The sequence below is a fragment of the Pseudomonas sp. J380 genome (genome assembly GCF_009827115.1).
In the GTDB taxonomy this organism is placed as follows: domain Bacteria; phylum Pseudomonadota; class Gammaproteobacteria; order Pseudomonadales; family Pseudomonadaceae; genus Aquipseudomonas; species Aquipseudomonas paracarnis.
This window is the reverse complement of record NZ_CP043060.1, coordinates 5,820,572-5,836,912: the sequence shown is the minus strand read 5'-3', so window position 1 is coordinate 5,836,912 and position 16,341 is coordinate 5,820,572. Positions and strand designations below refer to the sequence as shown.

At 61.4% G+C, this 16,341-nt stretch carries 15 protein-coding genes; 9 read left to right on the top strand and 6 right to left on the bottom strand.

Translation table 11 applies throughout. The features are described 5' to 3' along the window. The first annotated feature begins 135 nt into the window (after nt 1–135). Nucleotides 136–351: a ribosome modulation factor gene (rmf, locus tag FXO12_RS26725; protein ID WP_002553055.1), complete on the top strand. Its 216-nt coding sequence runs from the start codon at nt 136–138 to the stop codon at nt 349–351. Between the two features lie 127 nt (nt 352–478). Here the strand turns inward: rmf and FXO12_RS26720 are convergent, their stop codons facing one another. From FXO12_RS26720 to FXO12_RS26700, 5 genes are all read right to left on the bottom strand, one after another. Continuing rightward, on the bottom strand, nt 479–1,498 hold the full coding sequence (locus FXO12_RS26720; RefSeq protein ID WP_034128370.1) for a quinone-dependent dihydroorotate dehydrogenase: 1,020 nt from the start codon (nt 1,496–1,498) through the stop codon (nt 479–481). Nucleotides 1,499–1,583: 85 nt separating this feature from the next. Then, complete coding sequence (locus tag FXO12_RS26715) at nt 1,584–2,051, bottom strand: transglycosylase SLT domain-containing protein (protein WP_054897185.1); 468 nt, start codon at nt 2,049–2,051, stop codon at nt 1,584–1,586. Then, nucleotides 2,038–2,427: a winged helix-turn-helix domain-containing protein gene (locus FXO12_RS26710; RefSeq protein WP_054897216.1), complete on the bottom strand. Its 390-nt coding sequence runs from the start codon at nt 2,425–2,427 to the stop codon at nt 2,038–2,040. The genes FXO12_RS26715 and FXO12_RS26710 overlap by 14 nt, the downstream gene beginning before the upstream one ends. 163 nt (nt 2,428–2,590) lie before the next feature. Beyond that, the gene (locus FXO12_RS26705; RefSeq protein ID WP_034128368.1) at nt 2,591–2,806 is read right to left on the bottom strand and encodes a FliM/FliN family flagellar motor switch protein; all 216 of its coding nucleotides are present in this window, start codon (nt 2,804–2,806) and stop codon (nt 2,591–2,593) included. 14 nt (nt 2,807–2,820) lie between these two features. Further along, complete coding sequence (locus FXO12_RS26700; protein ID WP_232458757.1) at nt 2,821–3,741, bottom strand: secretin N-terminal domain-containing protein; 921 nt, start codon at nt 3,739–3,741, stop codon at nt 2,821–2,823. 246 nt (nt 3,742–3,987) lie between these two features. On the opposite strand from FXO12_RS26700, the gene FXO12_RS26690 reads away from it, so the two are divergent. The 8 genes from FXO12_RS26690 to cobA all read left to right on the top strand — a co-directional run bounded on the left by FXO12_RS26690 (nt 3,988) and on the right by cobA (nt 15,263). Continuing rightward, nucleotides 3,988–5,187, top strand: coding sequence for a CmpA/NrtA family ABC transporter substrate-binding protein (locus FXO12_RS26690; protein WP_057976258.1), 1,200 nt, complete (start codon nt 3,988–3,990; stop codon nt 5,185–5,187). Nucleotides 5,188–5,200: 13 nt separating this feature from the next. Continuing rightward, nucleotides 5,201–5,776 (top strand): ANTAR domain-containing response regulator, encoded by a 576-nt coding sequence (locus FXO12_RS26685; RefSeq protein ID WP_003193274.1) that lies wholly within the window; start codon nt 5,201–5,203, stop codon nt 5,774–5,776. A gap of 146 nt (nt 5,777–5,922) precedes the next feature. Next, on the top strand, nt 5,923–7,134 hold the full coding sequence (locus FXO12_RS26680) for a NarK/NasA family nitrate transporter (protein ID WP_014719480.1): 1,212 nt from the start codon (nt 5,923–5,925) through the stop codon (nt 7,132–7,134). Next, on the top strand, nt 7,134–8,801 hold the full coding sequence (locus FXO12_RS26675; RefSeq protein WP_057976261.1) for a bifunctional protein-serine/threonine kinase/phosphatase: 1,668 nt from the start codon (nt 7,134–7,136) through the stop codon (nt 8,799–8,801). Before FXO12_RS26680 ends, FXO12_RS26675 begins: the two co-directional genes overlap by 1 nt. Nucleotides 8,802–9,033: 232 nt before the next feature. After that, the gene (gene nirB / locus FXO12_RS26670; protein ID WP_034128365.1) at nt 9,034–11,487 is read left to right on the top strand and encodes a nitrite reductase large subunit NirB; all 2,454 of its coding nucleotides are present in this window, start codon (nt 9,034–9,036) and stop codon (nt 11,485–11,487) included. Then, nucleotides 11,484–11,801: a nitrite reductase small subunit NirD gene (nirD, locus tag FXO12_RS26665; RefSeq protein WP_014719483.1), complete on the top strand. Its 318-nt coding sequence runs from the start codon at nt 11,484–11,486 to the stop codon at nt 11,799–11,801. The genes nirB and nirD overlap by 4 nt, the downstream gene beginning before the upstream one ends. After that, nucleotides 11,801–14,509, top strand: a complete 2,709-nt coding sequence (locus FXO12_RS26660) for a nitrate reductase (RefSeq protein WP_057976263.1) — start codon at nt 11,801–11,803, stop codon at nt 14,507–14,509. The genes nirD and FXO12_RS26660 overlap by 1 nt, the downstream gene beginning before the upstream one ends. A gap of 10 nt (nt 14,510–14,519) precedes the next feature. After that, on the top strand, nt 14,520–15,263 hold the full coding sequence (cobA, locus tag FXO12_RS26655; RefSeq protein WP_057976264.1) for a uroporphyrinogen-III C-methyltransferase: 744 nt from the start codon (nt 14,520–14,522) through the stop codon (nt 15,261–15,263). Nucleotides 15,264–15,323: 60 nt separating this feature from the next. Here the strand turns inward: cobA and FXO12_RS26650 are convergent, their stop codons facing one another. After that, nucleotides 15,324–16,304 (bottom strand): OmpA family protein, encoded by a 981-nt coding sequence (locus tag FXO12_RS26650; RefSeq protein WP_019820540.1) that lies wholly within the window; start codon nt 16,302–16,304, stop codon nt 15,324–15,326. Between the last annotated feature and the right edge of the window lie 37 nt (nt 16,305–16,341).

Here is a 16,341-nt window from a genome sequence, read left to right as displayed (position 1 = left end):
AGGTTGGCGCCGTAACGGTGCCGACACATCGGCTCGCCACGCCGGCAGCGAGCCCACCAACGGCAGAAAAACTCTGCCCGGCCTTGGACAAGGCCGAAGGATATCTAGACAGTCAACAAGTGAGGGAAACACCCTATGAGAAGACTTAAGCGTGATCCGTTGGAAAGAGCATTTTTACGCGGATATCAATATGGCGTTCATGGAAAATCCCGTGAGCTTTGCCCATTTACTCTACCGTCGGTACGCCAAGCCTGGATCAACGGCTGGCGAGAAGGACGCGGCGACAACTGGGACGGTATGACTGGCACTGCGGGCATCCACAGACTCAACGAACTTCACGCCGTCGGCTAATCAGGGGCACTTTATTCCGACACACATCTCTGAACGAGTAACGACTTAACCACGCGCGCCCCATCCGGGCGGCGGGCTTCGGCCCAGGGGCTCCTTTATGGAGCCCTTTTTATTGCCCAGCAGATTGTCAGCGCAAGGCAGCGATGGCATCCACCGACTGGCGAATCAATGCCGGGCCTTTGTAGATGAAGCCGGAGTACAACTGCACCAGGCTGGCGCCGGCCGCGATCTTCTCAGCCGCGTGTTTGCCTTCGGTGATACCGCCCACCGCGATGATCGGCAAACGCCCGGCCAACTCGGCCGCCAGCACCTTGACGATATGGGTGCTCTTGTCACGCACTGGCGCGCCCGACAGGCCGCCCGCCTCGTCACCATGGGCCAGGCCCTCGACACCCATGCGGCTGAGGGTGGTATTGGTTGCAATCACCGCGTCCATCCCTGAATCCACCAGGGCCTGGGCCACCAGGACGGTTTCTTCATCGCTCATGTCCGGCGCGATCTTGATGGCCAGCGGCACACGCTTGCCATGACGCACGGCCAGGTCTTCCTGGCGCTGACGCAAGGCTTCGAGCAGTTGCTTGAGGGAATCGCCAAATTGCAGGCTGCGCAGGCCCGGAGTGTTGGGCGAGCTGACGTTGACGGTGACATAGCTGGCGTGGGCGTAGACCTTGTCCAGGCATATCAGGTAGTCATCCACCGCACGTTCCACAGGGGTGTCAAAGTTCTTGCCGATGTTGATACCCAGGATGCCGGTGTATTTCGCCGCCTGAACCCGCGACAGCAGGTGGTCGACGCCGAGGTTATTGAAGCCCATGCGATTAATGATCGCCTCCGCTTCCGGCAGGCGGAAAATGCGGGGCTTGGGGTTGCCCGGTTGCGGCCGTGGGGTCACGGTGCCGATTTCGACAAAGCCGAAACCCAACTGCGCAAACCCGTCGATGGCGGCGCCGTTCTTGTCCAGGCCGGCTGCCAGCCCGACCGGGTTGGGGAAGTCGAGCCCCATCACCGACACCGGCATTTTCGCCGGTGCCTTGCATACCAGGCCATTGAGCCCCAGGCGGCCACCAGCACCGATCAGGTCCAGGGACAGATCGTGGGAGGTTTCCGGGGAGAGTTTGAACAACAGCTGGCGGGCCAGGTTATACATGGGCGGGCTAGACTCGGATGGCGGTAAAAGGTGGCGGTGATTATAGCCGCGGCGGTGGGTTGCATGCGAGGCATGACACTCGATCTCATTGACGCTGCGCCATCAAGGCCTCATAGCGCACCCAGATCCTCTCGGCGTAGCGCAGGCGTAATGCCTCACGCTGAGGGCCGGGGCCGGGCCCAACGTTGTAAGCGCCCACTGCCGTCCAGTTGTAGCCAAAACGCTGTATAAAATCGGCAAGAATCGAGGCGCCTACTTCCACCGACAGGCAAGGTTCGTTCAACAACCGCTCTTCGGTAATACCCTGCTTGAGCAAACGAGGCAGGTGAATGCTGTTTATCTGCATCAAGCCAATATCCCGTGTGCCGTTTCGGTTGCTGTAGTTCATCGCTTGCGCACGGGAACCCGACTCGACTGAGGCGATAGCCTGCAGTAACTCTGGCTCGAGATCGTAGCGGCTGGCCGCCTCTTCCCAGCAATAGGCCCATGCCGGGTTACAGCCCATCAGCACACTGAACAACAGGCCTCTGCCCCCGACCCTAACTTTTAACATTACTGGCCTGACCACAGACGGCGCACAGGTGCAGGACAGCCCTCGGTTGATCACCCACCCGTACCGGGCATGTAAAGCGATAGCCCTTGCCATAAATAGTCTTGATAAAGCCTTTGTCGGCCCTCAAATGCTTGCGCAGGGAATAAATACAACGCGTAAGTGACTCATCGGCTACCTCGCCCCGAGGCCAGGCCAGTTCCAGCAAGCGGTCCTTGGTCATCAGTGCGCCACCGGAGGCCAGCAGCAACCTCAGCACCTGCCCCTCCTTGGGAGGCAGCTGTATATCCGCATCCGCGCCTATCAAACGACCATCGCCGTGCAAGGTCCAGCGAGCGAAGACCAGGGATGCCGCCGCTTCTTGCGTCACGACGGCCATACGCACCTCTGTATCGACTACTGACATTCAAATCCTTACTGTGTGAACCGGCTCACCTGCCATTGGCACGACTATAAAAACCGCCCCGCAGACTCGCGTTAGGAAAAAACCCATTCAATGGTTTTTTTTGGGCCGCTGCCGGTCAGACAAATCGCTTGCCCCCTTATCGCGACAGCCATTCCTGAAAGGTCTCCTGCAACTCGACCCCTAGCCGGTCCTCCAACTGCACCAACTCACCTAACGCCATCAATTGTCCATTGACCCGCACCTCCACACATCGTGTGACGCCTGGGTCCAAGGGAAGCACTTTTCCCGGCGCGAACGCGGCCAAACGCTTGCGGCTGATCAATTGCTCCTGCAGCAGTATTTCCAGGTGCATGGACAAATGCCTTTTCAGGGGGAAAACTCGCGCTCCGTCCGTAGGAACGCACGTTGCACACGCTCATATTGCGCGGCGGTCAACTGAGGTGGCCCGGCCTGCGGGTCGCCACCACCGGCATGCGCCTGCCCCGGCAAGGTTTCATTCAGCACCTGGGCCACATCCAGCTCGGCGAGCAGTTTCTCGATAACTTTCACTTGGGCAGGCGAGCCCTTGATCAACACACTGTTGGTATCCGGATAGGCCAGCAACGCAAGGCGGCCGTCGGCCAACTGGTCCCTCTGCGCCTGGGATAGCCGGGCCTGGATCATCGAGAGCATGCCTGGTACCCGGCCCCTGTTGGTACCCACGCCGTGCGGGTGATCTTCCACCGGGAAATTGGCCACTTGCACCACGCCAAATGCAGGCGGGCGCTCTGGCGCCTTGCGAGGGGGCCGATCCATCAGTTGCGTCAGCCGCAATATATGATCGACATAGCTGGGAGGCCCGGACACGTAGAACATGCGCGCCCCGTTTGCGCGCAGCGGATAACGCGGCTCATCCAGCCCTGTACGTCGCATGATGCCACGCAGCCTGTCGACACTAATATGTTGCAGCGCCACCGCCGAGCTTCTCGCTTCGTCGGCAGCGTAGACGTGCAACACTTGGCCATCGCTGTGCCAGATCAAGCCTTCGCGCGCGGTGAGCGTTTCAATGACCTGTTGCGGCGCCGCAAAATCGAACGCTCCGCTCACCTGCCTACTAGCCACGGCACGGCTGGTCACCACGGGCAGGCCCAATGACACAGACAACGCAGCAAAGAAAGCCGGCAGCCCCTCATCCTGTGCCTGGTACACCTCGCCACAGGCCGTGCGACTGCCCAGCAACAGCGCGGCGCACAGCAGCACGCTGTACAGCCAGCGGCAATTGAGGGTTGCGAGGAAATCAGCGTGCACCGTGGGAATGCCTGGCGGTCTGGCCTGAGGAAGCGGCCATACTGCGAGGCGCACAAGGTTCAATCATGATGGAAAGTTGACGGCCAGTTGCACCGGCCCACCCATGGCATGTGCCTTGCTATGCACTCTGTATCAGGCTCGCACCAACGGCGGTACGGGCCTACGGACAGAGGCGTCGTTTCCCTGCAATGGCCTGTAACGCCAGCCTGGGAAACGGCGCTTTTTTTTCAGAAAAGGCAGGTATTGATGAACGATCCGCTGGCTTGGGTACACGGCAGCGATGCCCCGGAAAAGAGCAGCCTGGACCTTGGGTTCATGGCCCTGACCGATTGCGCCTCGTTGGTGGTCGCCGCCACCCAGGGCTTCGCCCAACCTTACGGCCTCACACTCAACCTCAAGCGCCAGGCGTCCTGGGCCAACCTGCGCGATAAGCTGGTCAGCGGTGAACTCGACGCCGCCCACAGTCTCTACGGGCTGATTTATTCCGTACACCTGGGCATCGGCGGCGTCGCCGCCAGCCCCATGGCAGTGCTGATGGGGCTTAACCAGAATGGCCAGGGCATCAACCTGTCCCACGGCCTGCAACAGCAAGGCGTGATCACTCCTGAGGCGTTGAAAGGCCATGTGCACCAAAGCCGGACAAAACTGACCTTCGCTCAGACGTTTCCCACCGGCACCCATGCCATGTGGTTGTACTACTGGCTGGCGAGCCAAGGCATTCATCCATTGCAGGATGTGAACAGTGTGGTGGTGCCGCCGCCGCAAATGGTGGCGCACCTGCAAGCCGGACGCATCGACGGACTTTGCGTGGGTGAACCCTGGTGCGCCAGCGCAGTGCAACAAAACCAGGGCTTTACCCTGGCGACTAGCCAGGCAATCTGGCCGGACCACCCGGAAAAAGTCCTGGGCTGCACCCAAGCCTTCGCTGACGCGTACCCCAATACCGCACGCGTACTGGTCATGGCGATCCTCGAGGCCAGTCGGTTTATCGAGCAGAGCCGTGAAAACCGCCGCTCTACCGCCCAGTTGCTCAGTGCCAGTGAATACCTCGACGCACCTGTGGGCTGCATCGAACCGCGCCTGCTGGGGCACTATGACGATGGCCTGGGCAACCACTGGCAGGATCCCCATGCACTGCGCTTTTTCGCCGACGGCGAGGTGAACCTGCCTTACCTCAGCGATGGCATGTGGTTCATGACCCAGTTCCGGCGCTGGGGCTTGCTGCGGGAAGACCCTGACTACCTGGGCGTTGCCCGGCAAGTTCAGCAATTGGCACTGTATCGCCAGGCTGCCGAGGCGCTGGGCATTACCGCAGGCGACTCGGACATGCGTCGCAGCCAGTTGCTCGATGGCAAGACCTGGGACGGCAGCGACCCCGCTGGCTACGCCCGCAGCTTCCACCTGCATGCCCTGGCCGATGATGCCAATCGCCAAGCGCTGCGCTGACAGGAGCCCGACGATGCTGCGAATCCTGTTGATCAACGACACCCCGCGCAAGGTCGGGCGCCTCAAGGCCGCATTGACCGAGGCCGGCTTCGAGGTGATCGATGAGTCCGGCTTGACCATCGACCTGCCCGCACGCGTCGAAACAGTGCGTCCTGATGTGATCCTGATCGATACCGAGTCACCCGGGCGCGATGTGATGGAGCAAGTGGTGCTGGTCAGCCGCGATCAGCCACGGCCCATCGTGATGTTCACCGACGAGCACGACCCGAATGTAATGCGCCAGGCCATCAAGTCCGGCGTCAGTGCCTATATCGTCGAAGGTATCCAGGCCCAGCGCCTGCAACCGATCCTCGATGTGGCAATGGCGCGCTTCGAGAGTGACCAGGCCCTGCGCGCCCAGCTTCATGCCCGCGACCAGCAACTGGCCGAACGCAAGCGCATCGAGTTGGCCAAGGGCCTGCTGATGAAGATGAAGAGCTGCAACGAGGAAGAGGCCTACACCCTGATGCGCCGCCAGGCCATGAGCCGTCAACAGAAACTGATCCAGGTGGCGGAGCAGATTATTGCCATGAGCGAGTTGCTCGGCTGATCTGGCTCAGCTCTTGCTAAAGAATTATCACAGGTAGCCAACGGCGGTTGCCCCTTCACGACAAAGACGTCGCCCACCCGGTTTGCCCTTGCGAACCCGGTGGCGGCGTTTTTTCGTTTCTAGACCCCCAACCGTTGAGGTGCGTGATGAAATCAAGCTTCTGGAAATCCGGGCACACCCCGACCCTGTTTGCCGCGTTCCTGTATTTCGACCTGAGCTTCATGGTCTGGTACCTGCTGGGCCCCCTGGCGGTGCAGATTGCCGCTGATTTGCACCTGACCACCCAACAGCGCGGCCTGGTGGTGGCCACCCCAATCCTGGCGGGCGCGGTACTGCGCTTCTTGATGGGGATGCTGGCCGACAAGCTGTCGCCCAAGACCGCCGGGCTGATTGGCCAGGTGATTGTGATCGTGGCGCTGTTCTGCGCCTGGAAACTGGGGATCCACAGCTACGAACAAGCGCTGCTGCTGGGCATGTTCCTGGGCATGGCCGGTGCGTCCTTCGCGGTCGCCCTGCCCTTGGCGTCACAGTGGTACCCGGCGGAGCACCAAGGCAAGGCCATGGGCATCGCCGGCGCCGGTAACTCCGGCACCGTGTTTGCGGCGTTGCTGGCGCCCGTGCTGGCGGCCGCCTTTGGTTGGAGCAATGTGTTCGGCTTTGCACTGATCCCACTGGTGCTGACCCTGATCGTATTCGCCTGGCTTGCGCGCAATGCGCCTGAACGGCCGAAAGCCAAAGCCATGGCCGACTACTTCAAGGCCTTGGGCGACCGCGACAGTTGGTGGTTCATGTTCTTCTACAGCGTGACCTTCGGCGGCTTTATCGGCCTGGCCAGCGCCCTGCCCGGCTACTTCAACGACCAATATGGCCTGAGCCCGGTGACCGCCGGCTACTACACCGCCGCCTGTGTGTTCGGCGGCAGCCTGATGCGCCCATTGGGCGGCGCCCTGGCAGACCGGTTCGGCGGGATCAAGACCCTGCTCGGCATGTACAGCGTGGCGGTGATCTGCATTGCGGCGGTGGGGTTCAACCTGCCCAGTTCCTACGCCGCGCTGGCGCTTTTCGTCTGCACCATGCTCGGCCTGGGCGCTGGCAATGGGGCGGTATTCCAACTGGTGCCGCAGCGTTTTCGCAGTGAGATCGGCGTCATGACCGGCCTGATCGGCATGGCCGGCGGCATCGGTGGCTTCGCCCTTGCGGCGGGCATGGGCGCCATCAAGCAGAGTACTGGCAGCTATCAACTGGCCCTGTGGTTGTTCGCCAGCCTCGGTGTGCTGGCCTGGTTCGGCCTGCATGGGGTGAAACGGCGCTGGAGAACCACCTGGGGTTCGGCCGCCGTGACCGCCGCACGCGTCTGATGAGCTTACAACTGAGCGTCGCCCAGGCCAGTGCCATCGGCCCGCGCAGCGAGAACCAGGATGCGCTGCGGGTGGTCACGCCCATGGCGGAACTGGCCGCGAGCAAAGGCTACCTGTGCGCACTGGCCGACGGCGTCAGCCAGTGCGCCGACGGTGGCCTGGCCGCACGCTCGACCCTGCAGGCCCTGGCCCTGGACTACTACGCTACACCACAGACCTGGGGCGTGGCCCAGGCGCTGGAGCGCTTGTTACTGGCGCAGAATCGCTGGTTGCAAGCCAACGGCGGCGGCCAACCGTTGCTCACCACCCTCAGCGCCCTGGTGTTTCGCGGCCAACGCTTCACCCTGGCCCATGTCGGTGATTGCCGGGCGTATCGTTGGCTTGACGGCGAGTTGCAACGCATCAGCGAAGACCATGTGTGGGAACAGCCGGGCATGCAGCATGTACTCAAGCGCGCCCTCGGCCTGGATCAGCACCTGGTGCTGGATTTCCTCGATGGTCCATTGCGCGAGGGCGAGTGTTTCCTGCTACTCAGCGATGGGGTGTGGGCGACGCTGGGCGATCACAGCATCGGCGCGATCCTGCGCGAACAAAGCGACCTCGAGCTGGCCGTCAACACCCTGGTCAACGCCGCCCACCTGGCGGGTAGTCAAGACAACGCCAGCGCATTGCTGGTGCGCATCGATCAACTCGGCGCGGCCACCCTCGGCGACGCCTTGGTGCAGTTGCAGCAATGGCCGCTGCCGCCACCGCTGAAAGTCGGGCAAACCTTTGAAGGCTGGCAGGTGCAAAGCGTGCTGGCGCAGAGTCGGCAGTCGTTGCTGTACCGCGTGCACGACGCCCAGGGGCAACCCTGGCTGCTCAAGACCTTGCCGTTGCGTTGCGACGATACCGAAGCCGCCCAGGCCTTGTTATCGGAGGAATGGTTTCTGCGCCGGGTCGCCGGCCGGGCCTTTCCCGAAGTGCATGCCGCCAGTGGCCGTCAGCATTTGTACTACGTGATGCGCGAATACGCCGGGCAAACCCTGGCCCAACTGTTCCAACAACAGGGCCCGCTGCCGTTGGCACAATGGCAGTCGATTGCCGAACGCTTGCTGCGCGCCGTGGGCCTGTTGCATCGCCGGCAGATCCTGCACCGCGACATCAAGCCAGAAAACCTGCTGCTGGGAGAAGATGGCGAACTGCGGGTGCTGGACTTCGGCCTGGCCTATTGCCCCGGGCTCTCCGAGGACCGTGCGCACCTGCTGCCCGGCACACCGAGTTTCATCGCGCCCGAGGCGTTCGCTGGCGAGCAGCCTACGGCACAACAGGACTTATATAGCGTCGGCGTGACCTTGTATTACCTGCTGACTGGGCATTACCCCTACGGTGAAATCGAGGCCTTCCAACGGCCCAGGTTTTCCCAACCCGTCAGCGCCAGCCGTTATCGCCCCGACTTGCCGGAATGGTTGCCACACAGCCTGGAACGAGCGGTGACCGCTGTCTCGGCCCAACGTTATGAAACCGCCGAAGAATGGCTGTTGGTGCTGGAACAGGCCGATCGCCGCGAATTGAGCGTACGCCCACGCCCTTTGCTCGAACGCGAACCCTTGAAAGTCTGGCAGACCCTGGCGTTGGCTTCGCTGCTACTCAATCTGGTGCTGCTGTACTGGCTGATGCACCACTAACGGGCAGAATGCGCCGACTCTCTGTGTAAACGCTCAGTAAACCTGGGCTATAGGGACTTGGCACAGCTGCTGCATTAACGTTTTCAACACCCCACATATAGCCGCTCCTTCAACGACGAAGGGCCGAGCTTCCCGAGAGAACGGGACCAGGACAAAGGCGTCCTCGCTAGCTGACTAGCGGGGATGCCTTTTTTGTTTGCGCACGATTTGTCGAGCCATTGCGGAGAACGACATGAAAAAACTCAAACTGGTGATGATCGGCAACGGCATGGCCGGGGTTCGCACCCTTGAAGAACTGCTCAAGCTGAGCAACGAGCTGTACGACATCACCGTGTTCGGCGCCGAGCCTCACACCAACTACAACCGCATCCTGCTGTCGCCGGTACTGGCCGGTGAACAAACCTTCGAAGAGATCGTGCTCAACGACCTGGATTGGTACCTGGACAACAACGTCAAACTGCTGCTCAACCGCAAAGTGGTGCAGATCGACCGAGTCAAGCGCAAAGTCATCGCCGAAGACGGCACCGAGGCCGAATATGACCGCCTGCTGATCGCTACCGGGTCCACGCCGTTTATCCTGCCAATTCCCGGCAACAGCTTGCAGGGCGTGATTGGTTACCGCGACATTGCCGATACACAGGCGATGATCGACACCGCCAAGACCCACAAGCATGCGGTGGTGATCGGCGGCGGCCTGCTCGGCCTGGAAGCGGCCAACGGCCTGATGCTGCGCGGCATGCACGTGACGGTGGTGCACATCGGTGAATGGCTGCTGGAGCGGCAACTGGACAAGACCAGCGGCCAGCTACTGCAAACCGAACTGGAAAGTCGCGGCCTGGTGTTTCGCCTGTGCGAGCAAACCCAGGCCCTGCACGATGCCGGCAATGGCCGCGTCGGCTCGGTGCAGTTCAAGAATGGCGACATCATCCCGGCCGACCTGGTGGTGATGGCTGCCGGCATCCGCCCCAATACCGAACTCGCGGAAAAGTCCGGCATCCCCTGCAACCGTGGGATCCTGGTCAACGACACAATGCAAACCTACGACCCGCGTATCTATGCGATCGGTGAATGCGCCAGCCATCGCGGCATCGCCTATGGCCTGGTGGCACCCTTGTTCGAACAGGCCAAGGTCTGCGCCAACCACCTGGCCCAATTGGGCTTTGCCACTTACAAAGGCTCGGTGACCTCGACCAAGCTGAAAGTCACCGGCATCGACCTGTTCTCCGCCGGCGACTTCATGGGCGGCGAAGGCACCGAGACCATCACGCTCTCCGACCCGATTGGCGGCGTGTACAAGAAGCTGGTGATCAAGGACGACATCCTGGTCGGCGCCTGCCTGTACGGCGATACCGCCGATGGCGGCTGGTATTTCCGCCAGATCCGTGAGAACCACGCCATCGGTGAAATCCGCGATCATCTGATGTTCGGTGAAAATGCACTCGGCGATGTCGGCCACCAAGGCCAGGACAAAGCCATGAGCATGGCCGACAGCGCCGAAGTCTGCGGCTGCAACGGCGTGTGCAAGGGCACCATCGTCAAGGCGATCCAGGAACAAGGGCTGTTCAGTGTCGATGAGGTGAAAAAACACACCAAGGCCGCCAGTTCCTGCGGCTCCTGTGCCGGGCTGGTCGAGCAGATCCTGATCAACACCGTGGGCGGCGCCGCCGACGTCAAACCCAAAAGTGAAAAAGCCATCTGTGGCTGCAGCGACCTCAACCACGGGCAGATCCGCCAGGCCATCCGCGAGCAGCACCTGCTGACCATCGACAGCACCATGCGCTACCTGAACTGGCGCACCCCCAATGGCTGCGCCACCTGCCGCCCGGCCCTCAACTATTACCTGATCTCCACCTGGCCCGGCGAAGCCAAGGACGACCCGCAATCGCGGCTGATCAACGAACGGGCCCACGCCAATATTCAAAAAGACGGCACCTACTCTGTGGTCCCACGGATGTGGGGCGGCGTGACCAATCCTTCGGAGTTGCGCCGCATCGCCGATGTGGCCGACAAGTACAACGTGCCGATGGTCAAGGTCACCGGCGGCCAGCGCATTGACTTGCTCGGTATCAAGAAGCAGGACTTGCCAGGGGTATGGAAGGACCTGGATATGCCGTCCGGGCATGCCTATGGCAAATCCATCCGCACCGTCAAAACCTGTGTGGGCAGCGAGTTCTGCCGGTTTGGCACGCAGAACTCGACGCAACTGGGCATCGAGCTGGAGCATGACCTGTTCAATATGTGGTCGCCCCACAAGGTCAAGTTGGCGGTCTCCGGGTGCCCACGCAACTGCTCGGAAGCGGGCATCAAGGACGTAGGCATTATCGGTGTCGACTCGGGCTGGGAGATGTACATCGGTGGCAACGGCGGGATCAAGACCGAAGTCGCGGAGTTCTTCGTCAAGGTGAAGACCGCAGAGGAAGTGCGCGAATACAACGGCGCATTCCTGCAGCTATACCGCGAAGAAGCCTTCTACCTGGAGCGCACCGTGCACTACCTGCAGCGGGTGGGCATGGAGCATATCAAGAAGGCTGTGCTGGAAGACCCGGCCCGCCGCCAGGCCCTCAATGAGCGTTTGCAGTTCTCGTTGTCATTCGAGCAGGACCCGTGGAAAGAACGCCTGGAACAGCCGCTGCTGAAAAAGGAATTCGACGTGATCCCCGTCAAACAACTGGAGGTCTCGCTATGAACTGGCTGGATATCTGCGCGCTCGATGAAATCAACGCCCTGGGCTCGCGCATCATCAGCGGGCCGAAAGGTGACATTGCGATTTTTCGCACCAGTGACGATGAAGTCTTTGCCCTCGACGACCGCTGCCCACACAAAGGCGGGCCGCTGTCCCAAGGCTTGATCTACGGCAAGCGGGTGGCCTGCCCGCTGCACAACTGGCAGATCGACCTGGCGACTGGCCAAGCCCAGGCCCCGGATATCGGCTGCGCCCACCATCATCAAGCCCGGGTCGAAAACGGCCGGGTGATGCTGGCTCTGCGGGACGCGGGTTGATGAACCGCCAGACCACCGCGTCCACCTGTTGTTATTGCGGGGTGGGCTGCGGCGTGCTGATCGAGCATGACGGCGAACAGATCCTGGGGGTGCAAGGCGACCCCAGCCATCCGGCCAACTTCGGCAAGTTGTGCAGCAAAGGCGCGAGCCTGCACCTGACCGGCGACTTGAGCGCCCGTGCTCTTTACCCGCAATTGCGCTTGGGCAAAGAACTGGCGCGCACCCGCACCGACTGGGACACCGCCCTGGACCACGCGGCCAACGTGTTCGCCGATACTATTGCCGAACACGGGCCCGACAGTGTGGCGTTCTATATCTCCGGGCAACTGCTGACCGAGGACTACTACAGCTTCAACAAGCTGGCCCGCGCATTGGTGGGCACCAATAATATCGACAGCAATTCTCGGCTGTGCATGTCTTCGGCGGTGGTCGGCTACAAGCGCAGCCTGGGCGCCGATGCGCCGCCGTGCAGCTATGAAGACCTGGAAAACAGCGACTGCGTGATGATCGTCGGCAGCAATATGGCCTACGCCCACCCGGTATTGTTCCGACGCCTGGAGCAAGCCAAGGCGCAACGCCCGCAGATGAAAGTGCTGGTGATTGACCCTCGGCGTACCGACACCTGCGACTTGGCCGACCTGCACTTGGCCATCTTGCCGGGAACGGATGTGGCGTTGTTCCACGGGATTTTGCATTTACTGCTGTGGGAAGACTGGATCGACCGTGCGTTTATCCAGGCCCATACCGACGGCCTGGCCGAACTCAAGCGCCTGGTGCATGACTACACGCCGCAGATGGTCACGCAGCTGTGCGGCATCAGCGTCGAACAACTGCGCCTGTGTGCGCAGTGGGTCGGCACCTCCAGCAGCTTTTTGTCGCTGTGGTGCATGGGGCTTAACCAATCCACCGCCGGCAGCGCCAAAAACAGCGCGTTGATCAACCTGCATCTAGCCACGGGGACCATTGGCCGGCCGGGCTGCGGGCCGTTTTCCCTGACCGGCCAACCGAACGCCATGGGCGGGCGCGAAACCGGCAGCCTGTCCAACTTGCTGCCGGGCCACCGCGAAGCGGCCAACCCTGAACACCGCGCTGAAGTGGCGGCCTATTGGGGCGTGGAACAACTGCCCGCGACTACGGGCCTTACCGCCATCGAACTGTTTGAACAGGTGCAGGCTGGCAAGATCAAGGCGTTGTGGATTGCCTGTACCAACCCTGCCCAATCGCTGCCCGACCAGAATGCGGTGCGCGCCGCTTTGGCAGCGTGCCCGTTCGTGGTGTTGCAGGAAGCGTTTCGTACCACCGAAACCGCCGCCTATGCCGACCTGCTACTGCCCGCCGCCAGCTGGGGTGAAAAAGACGGCACGGTGACCAACTCCGAGCGGCGTATTTCCCACGTGCGCCGTGCCATCAACCCACCGGGTGAAGCACGCGCGGATTGGGCGATCACGGTGGATTTCGCACAGCGCCTGGAGCGTCGTCTGCGTCCGGGGTTGCCGAGCCTGTTCGCCTTTGAGCAAGCGGCGCAGCTGTTTGATGAATTCAAGTCACTGACCCAAGGCCGTGACCTGGATATGTCCGGCATCAGCCACGCCCTGCTCGACCGGCTCGGCCCGCAGCAGTGGCCCTTTCCCGAGGGTGCGCAAGCGGGTACGTCGCGCCTGTACACCGACGGCATTTTCCCTACTGACACGGGCCGGGCGCGATTTGTCGCCGAGCCTTACCGCGCCGCCAAGGAACAGCGCGATGCGCGATTCCCCCTGACCCTGATCACCGGTCGCCTGCGTGATCAATGGCACGGGATGAGCCGCACCGGCACGGCAGCGCAGCTGTTCGGGCACGTCAGTGAAGCATTGTTGAGCCTGCATCCGGATGAGCTACGCCGCCACCGCTTCAAAGAGGGTGACCTGGTCAGCCTGAAAAGCCGTCGCGGCAGCGTGATCGTCGCCGTCGGCAGCGATGACAGTGTGCGTCCCGGCCAAGCGTTTCTGCCCATGCACTGGGGCGACCGCTTTCTCAAGGGCGGCGTCAATACCCTCACTCAACCGGCGTTCGACCCTTTGTCCAAGCAGCCGGAGCTCAAGCACAGCGGTGTGCGCCTGGAAGCAGTGCAACTGCCGTGGCAGCTGTTTGCGCTGATCGAAGGCGATGTACAGCAGCACTTCGAAGCCTTGCGCCCACTGTGTGAAACCTTTGCCTACGTCAGCCTGAGCCTGGCTGGCCGTGAACGCCCCGCGCTGCTGGTGCGCGCCGCGCATACCGAGGCGCCCGACCTGCAACTCTTGACCCGTATCGACCAACTGCTGGGCCTCAACGACGGCCCGGTAATGGCCTATGACGACCCGCGCCGCTCAATCGGCAAGCGCGTAAAAATCGAGAAAGGTCGCATCACCGCCCTGCGCCTGGCCGGCGAAACCCTGGCCCGTCACTGGCTGCAAAGCCTGTGGCTGGAAGGCCGGGCCGATGGGCAACTGCGGCGCTGGTTACTGGCGCCCTTGAGCGCGCCGCCGGGCGGTACCACGGCCAGCAACAAGATTGTGTGCAACTGCAAGAACATCAGCGAAAACGCCGTGTGTGCCGGTATCGGCAGCGGCCTGGACCTGGATGGCCTCAAACAGGCCCTGGGCTGCGGCACCCAATGCGGCTCCTGCGTGCCGGAAATCAAACGTCTTTTGGCCAGCAACCCGCAGCCAATCGCCATCAGTGTTTAAGGGGAACAACATGAGCGCAAAAGTGTGGCTGGTAGGCGCAGGACCGGGTGACCCGGAGTTGCTGACCCTGAAAGCGGTCCGGGCTCTGCAGGCAGCGGACGTCGTGCTGATTGATGATCTGGTCAACCCGACAGTACTGGAACACTGCACCAGCGCTCGGGTAATTACCGTCGGCAAGCGCGGGGGATGTCGTTCTACCCCGCAGGATTTTATTCACCGCCTGATGTTGCGTTATGCACGCCAGGGCAAGTGCGTGGTACGCCTTAAAGGCGGTGACCCGTGTATTTTTGGCCGCGGTGGCGAGGAGGCAACCTGGCTGCGCGAGCGTGGAATCGAGGTGGAATTGGTCAATGGCATCACCTCAGGGCTGGCCGGGGCGACCCAGTGTGACATCCCTTTGACCTTGCGCGGGGTGAGCCGTGGAGTGACCTTGGTCACCGCGCATACCCAGGATGACAGTAGCTTGAACTGGCGTGCGCTGGCGGAGGGTGGAACCACGCTGGTGGTGTATATGGGCGTGGCCAAGCTGGAAGAAATCCGCGAACAGCTGCTCAACGGCGGCATGGCTGCGGATATGCCGGTGGCAATGATCGAAAACGCTTCATTGCCCCAGCAACGCGAATGCCGCAGCTCCCTGGCGGCCATGCATGAAGCTGCAAAAGCCTTTGCACTGAAGAGCCCGGCCATCCTGGTGATTGGCCAGGTTGCCGGCGCCGCACAGATGGCTAGCATCGCCGCTGCGGCAAGCGCCTGAGGCAAATCGCAGGCGAAAAAAAGCCCGGCCTGAGCCGGGCTTTTCTTTACTACTCAGTAATTACTGAGCGGTAGCTTCAACCGACGCTTCTACGCGACGGTTAACAGCGCGACCAGCTTCAGTTGCGTTGTCAGCAACTGGGCGGGATTCGCCGTAACCAACAGCAGTTACACGGCTAGGAGCAACGCCGTCTTTAACCAGGACTTGCTTAACAGCGTCAGCACGACGCTGGGACAGCTTCTGGTTGTAAGCGTCTGGACCTACGGAGTCAGTGTGACCAGCAACTTCTACGTTGGTAGCTGGGTACTGAGCCATGAAGTCGGCCAGGTTTTTAACGTCGCCGTAGCTGTTAGGCTTAACAACGGCCTTGTCGAAGTCGAACTTAACGTCCAGCTCAACACGAACAACCTGAGCAACCGGAGCTTCTGGCTCTGGAACTGGCTCTGGAGCTGGTGCTGGGGTAGGAGCTGGAGCAGCTGCGCCAGCGTTACCGCCGAAGTTCACGCCCAGGCCAACCAGTGCGGAGTAGTCCCACTTGCCGTTGTCCAGACCGTAGTCAGCTTCAACACCAGCACGAGCGTACAGGTTGTTGGTGAAGTAGTACTTCACGCCGGTACCGATGGTAGCGAAAGTGGTCTGGTCGCGACCGCTGTGGCCGTCAGCCTGAACGTTGGTACGGCTCTGGTGGCCGAAACCGCCTTCAACGTATGGACGCAGGCTATCAACGCCAGCCTGACCGAAGTGGTACTGAGCAACGAGGCTGCCAGTGTCACCTTTGATCTTCTGGTTGCCAGTGCCGTCGTTCGAACGGGTGTGGTTGGTCTTGTCGTACGACAGATTCAACGACAGATCGTCGGTCAGGAAGTAACCAATGCGAGCGCCTGGGTTGAAGCCGTCTTCGATGTGCTTAACGCTATCGTTGTACTGCTTCTTGTAGAACAGCTCGCCTTCAACTGCGCCTTGGCCTTGTGCCAGAACGCCGAAAGAAGTAGCGGCAATAAGAGAACCAATGGCCAAGCCCAAGGTGTTTTTCAGTTTCATCCGTTAAATCCCCATCTGGTGATTGTAAAGCAGTCCC

Bases quoted from the DNA above. Each gene is read 5' to 3' on its own strand.
- rmf (WP_002553055.1), top strand. From the start codon at position 136: ATGAGAAGACTTAAGCGTGATCCGTTGGAAAGAGCATTTTTACGCGGA.
- FXO12_RS26720 (WP_034128370.1), bottom strand. From the start codon at position 1,498: ATGTATAACCTGGCCCGCCAGCTGTTGTTCAAACTCTCCCCGGAAACC.
- FXO12_RS26715 (WP_054897185.1), bottom strand. From the start codon at position 2,051: ATGTTAAAAGTTAGGGTCGGGGGCAGAGGCCTGTTGTTCAGTGTGCTG.
- FXO12_RS26710 (WP_054897216.1), bottom strand. From the start codon at position 2,427: ATGGCCGTCGTGACGCAAGAAGCGGCGGCATCCCTGGTCTTCGCTCGC.
- FXO12_RS26705 (WP_034128368.1), bottom strand. From the start codon at position 2,806: ATGCACCTGGAAATACTGCTGCAGGAGCAATTGATCAGCCGCAAGCGT.
- FXO12_RS26690 (WP_057976258.1), top strand. From the start codon at position 3,988: ATGAACGATCCGCTGGCTTGGGTACACGGCAGCGATGCCCCGGAAAAG.
- FXO12_RS26685 (WP_003193274.1), top strand. From the start codon at position 5,201: ATGCTGCGAATCCTGTTGATCAACGACACCCCGCGCAAGGTCGGGCGC.
- FXO12_RS26680 (WP_014719480.1), top strand. From the start codon at position 5,923: ATGAAATCAAGCTTCTGGAAATCCGGGCACACCCCGACCCTGTTTGCC.
- FXO12_RS26675 (WP_057976261.1), top strand. From the start codon at position 7,134: ATGAGCTTACAACTGAGCGTCGCCCAGGCCAGTGCCATCGGCCCGCGC.
- nirB (WP_034128365.1), top strand. From the start codon at position 9,034: ATGAAAAAACTCAAACTGGTGATGATCGGCAACGGCATGGCCGGGGTT.
- nirD (WP_014719483.1), top strand. From the start codon at position 11,484: ATGAACTGGCTGGATATCTGCGCGCTCGATGAAATCAACGCCCTGGGC.
- FXO12_RS26660 (WP_057976263.1), top strand. From the start codon at position 11,801: ATGAACCGCCAGACCACCGCGTCCACCTGTTGTTATTGCGGGGTGGGC.
- cobA (WP_057976264.1), top strand. From the start codon at position 14,520: ATGAGCGCAAAAGTGTGGCTGGTAGGCGCAGGACCGGGTGACCCGGAG.
- FXO12_RS26650 (WP_019820540.1), bottom strand. From the start codon at position 16,304: ATGAAACTGAAAAACACCTTGGGCTTGGCCATTGGTTCTCTTATTGCC.